Origin of the sequence: Chamaesiphon sp. (genome assembly GCF_041738855.1) — a bacterium.
Classification (GTDB): Bacteria; Cyanobacteriota; Cyanobacteriia; order Cyanobacteriales; family Chamaesiphonaceae; genus Chamaesiphon.
Genome location: NZ_JBGSPA010000195.1, coordinates 1 through 11970 on the forward strand (window position 1 = coordinate 1; position 11970 = coordinate 11970).

The 11970-nt window shown below is 43.5% G+C and carries 15 protein-coding genes and 2 CRISPR repeat arrays; of the genes, 8 read left to right on the forward strand and 7 right to left on the reverse strand.

What is annotated here, in order from left to right; genetic code table 11:
* Nucleotides 1-177 precede the first annotated feature (177 nt).
* The 5 genes from ACEW9I_RS21300 to ACEW9I_RS21320 all read left to right on the forward strand — a co-directional run bounded on the left by ACEW9I_RS21300 (nucleotide 178) and on the right by ACEW9I_RS21320 (nucleotide 6046).
* Entirely contained in the window at nucleotides 178-375 is a 198-nt protein-coding gene (locus tag ACEW9I_RS21300; RefSeq protein WP_373542329.1) for a hypothetical protein, read from the forward strand.
* Nucleotides 376-481: 106 nt separating this feature from the next.
* Nucleotides 482-811: direct repeats of the CRISPR family, unit length 34 nt; unit sequence GTTACACGACCAATTCCCCGCAAGGGGATGGAAA.
* Between the two features lie 44 nt (nucleotides 812-855).
* A complete protein-coding gene (gene ltrA, locus ACEW9I_RS21305; RefSeq protein ID WP_373542330.1) occupies nucleotides 856-3015 on the forward strand; it encodes a group II intron reverse transcriptase/maturase in 2160 nt (719 codons plus the stop codon).
* A 12-nt stretch (nucleotides 3016-3027) separates the two neighbouring features.
* Nucleotides 3028-3303 carry a CRISPR-associated endonuclease Cas2 gene (gene cas2 / locus ACEW9I_RS21310; RefSeq protein ID WP_373542331.1) on the forward strand — a complete coding sequence of 92 codons (276 nt, stop codon included), beginning with the start codon at nucleotides 3028-3030 and terminating at the stop codon, nucleotides 3301-3303.
* Nucleotides 3304-3557: 254 nt separating this feature from the next.
* Nucleotides 3558-4103: direct repeats of the CRISPR family, unit length 35 nt; unit sequence GTTACACGACCAATTCCCCGCAAGGGGATGGAAAC.
* Nucleotides 4104-4141: 38 nt separating this feature from the next.
* Entirely contained in the window at nucleotides 4142-5095 is a 954-nt protein-coding gene (locus tag ACEW9I_RS21315) for a DUF4351 domain-containing protein (protein WP_373542332.1), read from the forward strand.
* A 138-nt stretch (nucleotides 5096-5233) separates the two neighbouring features.
* Nucleotides 5234-6046: a hypothetical protein gene (locus tag ACEW9I_RS21320; protein ID WP_373542333.1), complete on the forward strand. Its 813-nt coding sequence runs from the start codon at nucleotides 5234-5236 to the stop codon at nucleotides 6044-6046.
* Here ACEW9I_RS21320 and crn3 read toward each other — a convergent pair.
* Nucleotides 5949-6263 carry a CRISPR-associated ring nuclease Crn3/Csx3 gene (gene crn3 / locus ACEW9I_RS21325; protein WP_373542334.1) on the reverse strand — a complete coding sequence of 105 codons (315 nt, stop codon included), beginning with the start codon at nucleotides 6261-6263 and terminating at the stop codon, nucleotides 5949-5951. The two genes, ACEW9I_RS21320 and crn3, sit on opposite strands and share 98 nt — an antisense overlap.
* An 80-nt stretch (nucleotides 6264-6343) precedes the next feature.
* On the opposite strand from crn3, the gene ACEW9I_RS21330 reads away from it, so the two are divergent.
* The 3 genes from ACEW9I_RS21330 (at nucleotide 6344) to ACEW9I_RS21340 (ending at nucleotide 8435) form a co-directional block, all read left to right on the forward strand.
* The gene (locus tag ACEW9I_RS21330; protein WP_373542335.1) at nucleotides 6344-7186 is read left to right on the forward strand and encodes a hypothetical protein; all 843 of its coding nucleotides are present in this window, start codon (nucleotides 6344-6346) and stop codon (nucleotides 7184-7186) included.
* 22 nt (nucleotides 7187-7208) lie between these two features.
* The gene (locus ACEW9I_RS21335; RefSeq protein WP_373542336.1) at nucleotides 7209-7622 is read left to right on the forward strand and encodes a CRISPR-associated DxTHG motif protein; all 414 of its coding nucleotides are present in this window, start codon (nucleotides 7209-7211) and stop codon (nucleotides 7620-7622) included.
* Nucleotides 7623-7697: 75 nt separating this feature from the next.
* A complete protein-coding gene (locus ACEW9I_RS21340) occupies nucleotides 7698-8435 on the forward strand; it encodes a TM1812 family CRISPR-associated protein (protein WP_373542337.1) in 738 nt (245 codons plus the stop codon).
* 123 nt (nucleotides 8436-8558) lie between these two features.
* Here ACEW9I_RS21340 and ACEW9I_RS21345 read toward each other — a convergent pair whose 3' ends face one another.
* Genes ACEW9I_RS21345 through ACEW9I_RS21370 form a run of 6 tightly spaced genes read right to left on the reverse strand, consistent with a single transcriptional unit; the run spans nucleotide 8559 to nucleotide 11866 of the window.
* Nucleotides 8559-8720 carry a hypothetical protein gene (locus tag ACEW9I_RS21345; RefSeq protein ID WP_373542338.1) on the reverse strand — a complete coding sequence of 54 codons (162 nt, stop codon included), beginning with the start codon at nucleotides 8718-8720 and terminating at the stop codon, nucleotides 8559-8561.
* Nucleotides 8701-9165: a hypothetical protein gene (locus tag ACEW9I_RS21350; protein ID WP_373542339.1), complete on the reverse strand. Its 465-nt coding sequence runs from the start codon at nucleotides 9163-9165 to the stop codon at nucleotides 8701-8703. The genes ACEW9I_RS21345 and ACEW9I_RS21350 overlap by 20 nt, the downstream gene beginning before the upstream one ends.
* Nucleotides 9165-10250, reverse strand: coding sequence for an RAMP superfamily CRISPR-associated protein (locus tag ACEW9I_RS21355; RefSeq protein ID WP_373542340.1), 1086 nt, complete (start codon nucleotides 10248-10250; stop codon nucleotides 9165-9167). The genes ACEW9I_RS21350 and ACEW9I_RS21355 overlap by 1 nt, the downstream gene beginning before the upstream one ends.
* Nucleotides 10251-10261: 11 nt before the next feature.
* Nucleotides 10262-10708, reverse strand: coding sequence for a hypothetical protein (locus ACEW9I_RS21360; RefSeq protein WP_373542341.1), 447 nt, complete (start codon nucleotides 10706-10708; stop codon nucleotides 10262-10264).
* The gene (locus ACEW9I_RS21365) at nucleotides 10705-11652 is read right to left on the reverse strand and encodes an RAMP superfamily CRISPR-associated protein (RefSeq protein ID WP_373542342.1); all 948 of its coding nucleotides are present in this window, start codon (nucleotides 11650-11652) and stop codon (nucleotides 10705-10707) included. Before ACEW9I_RS21365 ends, ACEW9I_RS21360 begins: the two co-directional genes overlap by 4 nt.
* 16 nt (nucleotides 11653-11668) lie before the next feature.
* The gene (locus tag ACEW9I_RS21370) at nucleotides 11669-11866 is read right to left on the reverse strand and encodes a hypothetical protein (protein WP_373542343.1); all 198 of its coding nucleotides are present in this window, start codon (nucleotides 11864-11866) and stop codon (nucleotides 11669-11671) included.
* Between the last annotated feature and the right edge of the window lie 104 nt (nucleotides 11867-11970).

Sequence of the window (11970 nt, forward strand, 5' to 3'; positions counted from 1 at the left end):
AAATCAATGTTTTTTCAACTATTAATGATATTGATGGTGGATTTTAATGTGCCAAAAATTGAAAAAATTCTGCTGTTAGCCTAAAAGTGTTGAAATGCCTGAGTTTGAGGAGACAAAACTTCATCGAACTCAGGTTACTAATATATTACTTGAAGCGATCGCTTATCAGAAGACCGATTGCCGCTCGATCGATGCTCGAACCCCTACGGGATTTTTACGTTATTTGAAGCGATCGATCTCAATCTTCATTTGGTGGTTTACAATAAGTCAACTGGAAATAACCGAACGATCTCCAGTGGTACTCAGAACCTTGAAAACCGCATAGTCTCGTTGACCTATGGAGATGCCACACCCAGTAAGGGTTCTGGCTATTAAAAATGGCTCTTTTCCTAAAATTTAGCTGCCTTTTTGACCGAAAAATCGACCTATGGAGATCGACCTATCTGCGATCGTTTGTGGCGATGGGGTTGAAAATGGCAGGGTTACACGACAAATTCCCCGAAAGGGGATGGACACCATATTTCGTAGTCATGATGAAATACTGTAAAGAATGTTACACGACCAATTCCCCGCAAGGGGATGGAAACCCAACGAATTGGGACGCGTATTGTGCAAAAATTTTATCAGCAGGTTACACGACCAATTCCCCGCAAGGGGATGGAAACGCAACAGTTGGTGCAGTAACACAAACAAATACAAGTAAAGAGTTACACGACCAATTCCCCGCAAGGGGATGGAAACGTTCATTTGTCTTTTTTACAATGTAAAACAACAGTGTTACACGACCAATTCCCCGCAAGGGGATGGAAAGAAAAGATCGGTGAAGTGTCGATCGATATATTTCAAGTGGGCATATTGAAATATATAACCGCGATCGCAGGGATTATGGATGGGCTAGATAAATTTCTAGATCGAGCCAACTGGCAAACCGCCTGGGAACACGTCGCCAAAAATCATGGTGCGGCGGGTGTCGATGGCGAAACGATCGAACACTTTGCTCGTGATGCGGAGAATTATCTTACCCAACTGCGAAAAGCGATCGCTACTGGAAACTACCGTCCGCTGCCACTCCGCCAAGTTTTCATCCCCAAGCGCGATAAGACGTGGAGATCGATCGGGATTCCCACGGTACGGGATAGGATCGCCCAGCAAGCATTACTCAATATCCTCCATCCCCTGCTGGAACCCGAATTTGAAGAGTGTAGCTTTGCCTATCGTCCGGGTCGATCGCATCAAATGGCGGTGCGTCAGGTGTCAAAGTGGCGCGATCGCGGCTATGAGTGGGTGTTGGATGCCGATCTGGTGAGTTATTTCGATAATATTCGACACGATCGCTTATTGGCAGAAGTGCGCGACAAGTTAGATTTGCCAGCATATCTAGAACTAATAGAACGCTGGTTGACAGCGGGATTGCTGACCAAAGAGGGTTTGATTTTGCCATCGAAAGGGGTTGCTCAAGGTGCAGTGGTATCGCCGATTTTAGCGAATTTATATCTAGATTCCTTCGATGAAGCGATGATAGCGACGGGGTTGAAACTGGTGCGCTATGCCGATGACTTTGTGCTGTTGGCAAAACAGGAAAAACAACTTCAGGCGACTTATCAGATCGTCATCGAAATATTAAGCGAATTGGGTTTGCAACTTCATCCTGAGAAAACTGAGATTACCAACTTCGATCGCGGGTTTCGGTTTCTGGGACAGACATTCATTAGATCTATGGTCGTACCAGACCGACCGAAAAGCGATCGCCAGCACAAACGCGATCGGGATGAGTTCGATCGCGTCAATGCCGAACGTGCTTCGCCACTGATTATCTATCCAGATCCCCAACCGCCACCTAAGCCAACGGCGATGGAACGGGCATTATTAGAATCGCTGGAAACTACCAATCGACCGATTCCGCCCCCGCTATTTGTATTATTTGGTTATCGAGTCAGGGAGCCGGAACGAGTCACGATCGAGTCGCAAGAATTGGAGTGGAAAACGGGCATGTCTACGCTATATTTAGTCGAACAGGGGGCGACATTGCGAAAGGAGCAAAGTCGTTTTATCGTTAAATCTGCTGGTAAGGAAACAACAGGAGATCTTACAGAAATACCGATCGAGGAAGTCGATCGAGTCTTGGTATTTGGGAATATTCAACTGAGTACCTCCGCGATCGGGGTTTGCTTGGAAGCGCAGATTCCGGTGATATTTCTATCCCAATTAGGTGAATACAAAGGTCATCTGTGGAGTAGCGAACAAACTAATTTACTGCTAGAATCTCAGCAATTCCGACAGCAAGACGATCTAGACTTTAAGCTGAAAATGGCTCGTAAAATTGTTGCTGGCAAGATTCTCAATTCTCGACACTTATTGCTCAGACTCAATCGTAAACGGTCATTGGTAGAAGTCGATCGAGCGGTGGAATCGATCGGACAAGCCGAAGAGATCTACCAGAAACTAGCCGCAATGACAACTTTGGAGCAAATTCGGGGATACGAAGGTGCAGCCGCAGCCAGCTATTTTGGAGCTTTGGGTCAATTAATCACGAACTCTGGTTTTAGCTTGACTACCCGCAATCGTCGCCCACCGAAAGATCCGGTTAATGCATTACTCAGTTTTGGCTATACTTTGCTATTTAATAACGTTTTGAGTTTGATTTTAGCGGAGGGTTTAAATCCCTATCTAGGCAATTTACACGGTTCCGATCGCGCATCAGCTTTCTTAGCTTTCGATTTGATGGAGGAGTTTCGATCGCCGATCGTCGATACTTTGGTAATGCGATTAATCAATCAAAAAATCCTCAGACCAACCGATTTTACTTTTCCCGATCGCGATGGGGGGATTTATCTAGAAGCAACACCGCGTCGGTTATTTCTCAAGCATTTTGAGACCAGGATTTCGACACCGATTAAATATCTCGATCTCGCGGAGCCAATTTCTTATCGGCGTGTCATTGAGCTTCAAGTTCGTCAGTACACGCGGGTTTTACTAGATGGTGTGGATTATGTACCATTTAGGCGTGTTGATTAGGAGTATCGATCGATGTTGGTATTGGTAGTGTACGATATTGCTGATGATAAGCGACGACTGAAGTTGTCTGATTATTTGGAAGGTCATGGTCGGCGCGTTCAAGAAAGTGTGTTTGAGTGTTTTGTGCCATTACCCAAAATGATGAAGATATGGGAGCAAGTGCAGTCAAAGGTTGACGATCGCGAGGATAGTGTCCGGTTTTACTGGATTCCCAGCGATGCGGTACCGCGCACGTTGACGATCGGTAGTCCTTTGCCGGAACCACCACCAGATTTTTACATTATTTGAAGCGAATGTTCAAAATCGAGCATTAATGATTTACAATAAGTCAACTGGAAGAAACCGAACGATCTCCAGTGGTGTCAAGAACCTTGAAAACCGCATAATCTCGTTGACCTATGGAGATGCCACGCCCAGCAAGGGTTTTGGCTAGTGAAAATATCTCTTTTCCTGAAATTTAGCTGCCTTTTTGACCGAAAAATCGACCTATGGAGATCGACCTATCTACAATCCTTTGTGGCGATGGGGTTGAAAATGGCAGGGTTACACGACCAATTCCCCGCAAGGGGATGGAAACACTTTTGATGGTGCGCAGCATGCGCCAAGCAATAAAAGTTACACGACCAATTCCCCGCAAGGGGATGGAAACCTTAATCACTTGACGAGGAACAAGGGAATCTTTGGGTGTTACACGACCAATTCCCCGCAAGGGGATGGAAACAAACAACCGGATTATTGTCCAGATTTTCCACCAATTTGTTACACGACCAATTCCCCGCAAGGGGATGGAAACAACCTACAGCCAAGTTGATAGATGCATTAGCCATGAGTTACACGACCAATTCCCCGCAAGGGGATGGAAACTACAAGAAGCAGTAAGAACTGCTAGAGAAACAAAAGCGGAAAGTTACACGACCAATTCCCCGCAAGGGGATGGAAACCAATAGCAAACCCAATTTTATGGGTATGGCGAGTAAGAAAGTTACACGACCAATTCCCCGCAAGGGGATGGAAACAGCGTTAGAAGTGTTGAAACTAAAAAGTTACGAACATGTTACACAACCAATTCCCCGCAAGGGGATGGAAACTGAGCGAAGCAGATCCACAATTTGATAGAATAATAAGCATGACTCGATTTCCGCATGATGAATTTGCCAAAGGATTTTTAGAAGCTTTATTATCACCATTAGGTACAGTCCAAACCTCATTTAAAATTGGTTCTGAAGTCAGAGAAGTCGATATTTACTTTCAGCCAGAGCCAAGCCATAAAGCAATTCCAGCATTGGGACTGTTGGGACAACTAGCTAAGACTAGCCTGATTTTTGAGCCATTTCGGAGTCCGGTGAAAAATCATCAGATCCGCTTTTGTCTGAGCAAACTTTACGACCTACATGCAGACTTGTTTCGAGAGTCCAAACGCAATAAACAGCCAGAACCAAAAGACGATCGATTACCAGACCTGTGGATACTGACTCCAACACTGGGCGAGGCAATCTTAACTGGGTATGGAGCAAAATTAACGACAGAATTTGTGGTAGCGGGGGTATATTCAGTCAATCCGAATTATAAGTTTGGAATTGTAGTAATTCATCAGTTACCGAAAACCCCTGCAACACTGTGGTTTCGGCTGCTAGGTCGCGATAGAGTCCAATCGGAAGCAATTGCCGAAGTAGCCGCCCTCGACCCAAACCATCCGTTTCGGCAAAATGCGTTGGACTGGTTGGGGAATTTGAAGGTTATATTAGAATCAAGGGAAAACTTGGAGCCAGAGGAGAGGAATTTAATGATGCAATTATCGCCATTATATTTAGAGAAAATTCAAGCCGCCCAACAGGAAGCAGAAGAGCGCGGTTTAGCCATCGGTGAAGCTAGGGGTGAAGCTAGAGGTGAAGCTAGAGGTGAACTCAAAGAAGCTCAATCTTTGGTCTTGCGGTTGTTAAATCGACGGGTGGGGAGTGTTTCGCCAGAGCTACAAGTTCGAGTTGAGGCACTCTTGCTGGCGCGATTGGAAGAGTTGGGTGAGGCTTTATTAGATTTTACCTGTTTAGATGATTTGATAGATTGGCTCGATCTCGCGTAGATAGCGACAAAGTTGGGCAGGGATCGAGTTGTTTGTAGCGAATTTTGCAATTATAAGGTTACAAAATACAACTAACCTATTAATATCAATAGCGATCGATGTCAAAATAGTGGTAGTTTCTGTAGGTTTGGCAATCCCATGAAAAACAACTTCAACAGCTATTTTAAACGCGCATTTAAGATTGCCTATAATGTCGAAAATATCCTACCACTAATTTGTAGCTCATTAGTCCTAACTTTCTTTTTTGGCTTAATTCAAGAACTGATCAAAAAAAGGATTGGTACTAGTGAGTCCAGCTTATTAATTTTGTTGTTTAGTACATTTTTTATCGCTATCCTCGCGCCATTTGCGATCGCATTGGGATTGCGCCACACAGCCAAAGCCAAGCCCGATCGATTGTTGGCGAGTAAAGATAAACCACTGCCACGTAAAGGGTTGATCTTATTAGTCAGCAACGAAAAACCCTGTCAAGTTGCGATCGACTTTCACCTTCAACAAGGAAAACTTAAACAGTGTTGGCTGATTTGCTCGATCGAAAGCCTAGCTACAGCACAAGCAATTCAATCCTTTAACAAGGATAGGATTGTGATTGACAATCCGATCGTGATTAATGATGTTAACGATCCGATCTCATTCATGAATGTAATCGATCTCATCTACACTAATGCTGCGAAACCCCCTGAAAAGTGGCAAGAATCGGATATTATTTCTGAGTACACTGGCATGACAGCACATGGTTCAGTGGGGATGGCATTGGTTTGTAACGCAAACAATCGATCGTTACAATATACGCCCGCAGTCAGAGATAATACGGGTAAAGTGATTGGTTCGGCCGAACCGATCGAAATCAAGCTTAAATATTCAGGATTTCCCCCACCTGAAAGCGTGGATCGTGGGATTGCACCACTACAAAACCCAAGCGCGGATCGAAAGTTGCCACCGCAGGCGTAGGATGGGCGAGATGCAACAACATCCCATAACCCCAGACAGGCCCGCGTCCATTGAGTAAAATCGGTAATTTTCCCGCCAACTGACTGGCAATCTCATTCACCGCCGCTGCAAATTCCGCTGGCGAAGTGACCCCACCAGGAATTTCAAACTCGATCGATCGAAACACTACTCCATTAGCATCGGTTAGTTCGGAAATTTTAAATATCGGTTGCGCCATAAAAAATTAAAACATCTGGTACTCGATCGGGTATGTCATTAACATTCGGCTAGGATTACATTATCCCCTTTGAGTGACTTATGGCAAAACGTCCTTGGATTGTAGCCGCGATCGATTCTCCAGGAGAACACCCGTTTGTGTTCTTATTTGTCGTCACGATCGCCCTCTCAGTTACGGGCAATGGACTCTCTGCCCTTCTCCTCGATAATTTGTGTTCATGGCTTCAAGAACAAACCAAAATTGCCAAGGTAATTTGGCAACTGGGTACGGTTAGTAGTTTAGCCTTATTTTTCCTCTTCAACATTACCAATATTTCGGTATTCTTACAGCGTCAATTTGGGCGCACCACGCCTTATCGAGCCAAAGTTCGACCTTTGACAATCGAAGATACTGCCAAGGGGCTGATTGTATTTATGAGTCTGGGTCCAGAACCACCTGCCAAAACTGCGATTCTCCATCATTGGCAAGATGGGAAGGGAAAACTCGACCATTGTTGGCTAATTTGTGGCGGCGATGACTCATTAACAAAAGCCAAAGAATTAGTCGAGCAATTAATTATCAGTAACTTACCACCGAAAATTTTTCACTTCGACACCAAATACCAATATCCCAATCCTGAAAACCCACAGCAGCCACTTTCTCTAGTTACAGATCCAAGTTTAGCCAACGATCCTAGTTATATTTATCGCATCATCGAAGCGATTTACGCTAGTGCGAAAGACCAACCATTTTCACTCGAAGAAAAAGACATAATTATCGATTACACTGGTGGCACTAAATCGATGACGGCTGGGGCAATTTTGGCAGGAGCTAGCCCCAAGCGCAGATTACAATATATCGTTAGCGATTATCAAGATAATAAACCAACTAATTCACGGGTAATGGAAGTCGATATTTCTTATCAAGTCAAACCAAATAACTAGAATCGATCGCACCAAAATTCCAATGGCAAAATACATTATCGCTTTTTTGGGTGCCTATCCATCCACAATCAACTATGGGTACGAATACCAAGGTCAAGTTAAGAGCGGGAGAGTTTTTCCCGAAGCATTGCGAGAACTTGTAGATTTCGATCGGATGTATGTTTGCGTTACCGAGGATGCAAGAGCGCAAAATTGGCATATTTTAGCTGATGACCAGCGGATCGAGCCGATCGATATTCCCGATGGGAAAAATCCAGCAGAGTTATGGGATATTTTCGATAAGATTGCCAAGATTTTTAGCGAACATGATGAAGTTATTTTTGATATCACCCAAGGATTTCGATCTTTACCATTTCTAGCATTCTTATTTGCTGCATATCTAAAAGTCGCCAAAACTGTCAAGATCGGTTCGGTTTTATATGGTGCGCTAGACTAGGGAAGAGCTGCCAACAACCCAGATTTAGATTTCAAAATAATCGTCCCAGTGATTCAGATCGGCGAATTTGTATCGATGCTCGATTGGATGTCGGCAACTCAAAGATTTGTCGATCTAGGGGACGGTAATGGATTGGTGAGTCTATTAAAAGCGATAAATATAACAGATCCTCATCTAGAATCTCTAGTAGATGAAACAGCTAAAGCGATCGCCCAAGTTTCTGATGCTTTAATTTATATTCTGCCGATCGAAGTCATGTCCGCCGCAGCAAAATTAAAAAAACTAATTCCTAAATTAAAGATAGAAGGAAAAGAATATTCCGAACTCCAACCATTCTTACTATTGGGTGATGAAATTCAGACCAAATATCAGAAACTAGCTCTCGATCGGCCAGATTTGCCAAGTAACTTAGTCGATAACTTCAATCGTCAATTGGCAATTATCGACTGGTATCAAGCTCACCAGCAGCAGGTTAAAGCGATCGTCTTAAGCCGTGAATTGTTTATCTCCATCCTCAAATATTGGCTTAGGGAAGGACATGAGGTATTTGATGGTTATGAAGCGAGAAAGAATGCCGAACAGATATTAAATCGACGCGGATACAATTTAGAATTCGATCGATTTCCAGATCGAAATAAAATAATCAAGCGATGGAACCGAACTAAAGAACTCCGCAATAATCTCGCCCATCTAGGCATGGATAAAAATTGTGGTTCGATCGAGGATATCAAATTAGATATAAATACTAAAATTGACGACATAAAGATATGTTTGAAAGATTTTCTGAAAACGGCAAAGTCCAGAAATAGTTAGATCGAAAGATTAACGCAAATATTTCACACTTTTGATACTCCTATCCTCCTTCAGTGTCACCACTTTCACCGTTACCACTCGCTCCTCCGCTAATGCCTTAGTTCATACGCTTATATTTTTTGGTTATTTCTCTGTCAACGGAATCACACCCAAAATCCGATCGGATACCTTGTGAATGTCAGTAATCTTCGCCACCTTTGTCTCCATCTCATCCCCAATTGCAAACTGTCGATTTCCCAATACTTGAGCGATCTCAGCTTGCCGTTCAGATAATTTTGTTAACACTTACTTTTGGCTTGTCAATCCCCTTACCCAGCGAAGCTTGATGATAGTATTTCATGAGCCGTACTGCCCAACATAGAATAGTTAGCATACTTTCTGCATCATTTTTATAAGCCGCTAAAGATTGAGTGCAACAATCCGAGACAGCTTGATACTTGTCTGCCGTTTGCTTCGTGCGGTTGCGATTCCCCCCTCGCTTACGCTGTTCGAGATCGTTTAATTGTCTAGCAGCATTTGTTAAATTTAGAATTAACTTAAAGAAATTACTTGCTGCATTTTCTGGATCTTTTCTCAGTGAAATCTTTAAGTAATTTAGTACTTGACGAACTTCTACATCACTAATTTTATTATTTGGACTGGGTATGCTTCTGACTAGATCGATAGCAAGTTGATGAGCAATGTTCCACTGTTCGTTAGTAGGGCTATTCAGAATGTTACGATCTAGCATTAGTAAACTCCTTCCGGTGGCTGTTTGTGCGGTTTGTTTGTCAAGATATTAGCTAATTGTTGAAGTGATGCTAGATCGACTAAACCATCATCATGAGAACTGGCAATACAATTGTTGATTAAAATTTGCGATTGCCCTAAATCCAAGCAATCAGTAGATAGATTGTAGTGTTCGTAGCGTTTTTTCATTGTTTGTCGATCGGATACAATCTGAAATTCGATCGGTTCGATCCTAATACTTCCTAAACCAATTGACTTACCCAATCCCAACTTGGGTAAGAGAGGATATTTTGGCTCTTGTCCTAGTGAAATTAACAAGCATCCCAGTTCTGCACAAGAAATATTTTTAAAATTCACATGTGTCGAGAAGACTGACATCATTGCGGCAATTTGAATATTAGTTGTTTCATCCAAGTGCTTGTCAGCAAACATCGTCATGCTGTGGTAGAACTTTCTTCCTTTTTGTAATTTTCTTCCGCCAACCATTTGATAGTAGTTATCACACCTTGATTGCGGACCCCAGAGCGATGGAATATAGATTACTGATTCTTCATATGTTGATTCGCAAATTGCATCATGAAATTCCAATAATCCTTGCCAGTCTTGTGCTCCAAAAACATGACTAGCTGGACATAGTGATTTAATTTCATTTGCAGGCTTGAAATTGTTTGGAACCGACACTTTGTCGATCGAGTTAATACCTAATTTACTGTTAGAAATCGCTTCGTAAATTGCCCGAATGCAACCTTTGAATGAACTCCCTTGAATTCTCAAATGGCGATCTTCTCCTTGCACCATTGATTTAACTAAATTCAATCTCGGCATCCCCAGATCTTCTCCTAAAACCGTTACACCAGTTGAGTTGTGCAATCCTTTTAAAACGTGAAGTTTTAGAGAAATTCGACCGTGCAACAGATCTGACTGATACCGATCGTGTCCGATCGGCGATCGTAAGGTAGGGGGCTGATTAGTAAAACGAACGAAATCATAAGGTTTGTCTGCATAGCGTAAATCATTTGCGACTACTTCGGCAGCAACTCGATCGGAACGTTTAATTGGGCGATTTGATGCTTTAGAATTTTCCATAAAACTAGACTCTAATGTGCAAGCGTAATGGCGACAAAGTGAACCGTATCAGTAGCGGCATCTCGAAAATATCGCTGCTGCAAATTCATCTTTTCAGCCGCGTGAAATCCTTGGGGAAATCGAGTTTCATCTGAATCGTACTGGTGAGCGGGAAAAGGTGCCGAGACTAACCAGCCATTACCAACAGGCTCAAACCCCAACTTAATCACAGATCGATCGCAGTGTAATAGCAACACCTCATAACCTTGACGGGAATTCTGTTTCCAGCGCAATTCACACTCAATGCAAAACATTTGACCTTCTGGACTGGGTAGAACTAAATCGAGCGATTTCACCAATCCACTAACTTTATGCGCCCACCGCCCAAAATAGCAGCGTTTTGGGTCGAATTGAGCCAAGAGATCTCGCAACTCCTCAATAGAATCCAACGTTTTAGTACCGACTAGAGCTTGACTCATGCAGCGGCTCCTTGCAATAAGCGACTCCAGGCTTTGACCGATCGGATGAATAGATCTTGAACCTCTTCCCCCGTCCACCGGAGTTCGACCCCCATCCCATATTCCATCGCTTGAGCCGATACCGGAATCCCTGTCTGAATGTCTGATGAGGGAAAGCCATAGGACTGACGCTCGCCATCATCCAGAAATTCACCCGCACCTAGTAAAGTTGTCCCTGCCCACACTCGATCGTGTCCGAGTTGCCGAATTTGGCGATCGTCAGTCAATATACAACCTGGATACTGCACTGTGGCGCGATCGAACTTTACTTTCATACTGCCCAATCCCCGTGACTTGGCAAAGCCGATCCCAAACCAGCCATCATCTAAATCTCGCAGCACCAAGCCTAGCAATCCCAATTGCCCCAAGGTAAAATTCTTGAGATGAATTTTGGTCGCAAATTCTCCCACCGTACAAACTTGATAATTAAATGGCCCGACAGCTACCGAACCAAACACCCGATCGATCGCCACACCATTGCGTTCTTCTAACTTAACTTCACCTACCGGATAAGCATCTTCAATCCGCAGCCGACTGGCGAGCGAAGTATTGCCAAATAAGCGATCGGTATAACTCGATCGTTTATGAATTTCTGGACTAGCTTGTTTTTCTAGATATTTATAATCATCGTGTAATGGGTCGTTTGCCCATAATAAATCGGGTTTACTGGCATCCCGTCGATCGCGACCCACTGTGCGAACGATCCGTTCGCTATGCGCCCTAATCGCGCCCTTTAGACCGCTCCCTGGTAAGTAAATTGTCCTACCTCCTGCCCGATAAGTTTCGACAAACTCCATATCTGGTTTAGTGGGATCGGCTCCTTCTTTACCAGATTTGACTAAAATCGGCCCATCGGTCATCAGGGAAAACTCGATCGTACAGTGATTGACTAATCGTTTGTGCATAATAAATACTTCTCTCTTATTCCCCTCCTGGGAGGGGCAGGGGTGGTTTCTGGGCTTGGGGATCGGTTTCCGTCGCGATATATCTGGATTGAAGCTGATTAATGAGTGCCAAAGACCACTCACTTTGGAGCGATTGGATTTGCTGTGGTGTTTTCACATAGTTCTGAAGTCTTCCCGCTACTAACCTGAGTTCGATGAAGTTTTGTCTCCTCAAACTCAGGCATTTCAACACTTTTAGGCTAACAGCAGAATTTTTTCAATTTTTGGCACATTAAAATCCACCATCAATATCATTAATAGTTGAAAAAACATTGATTT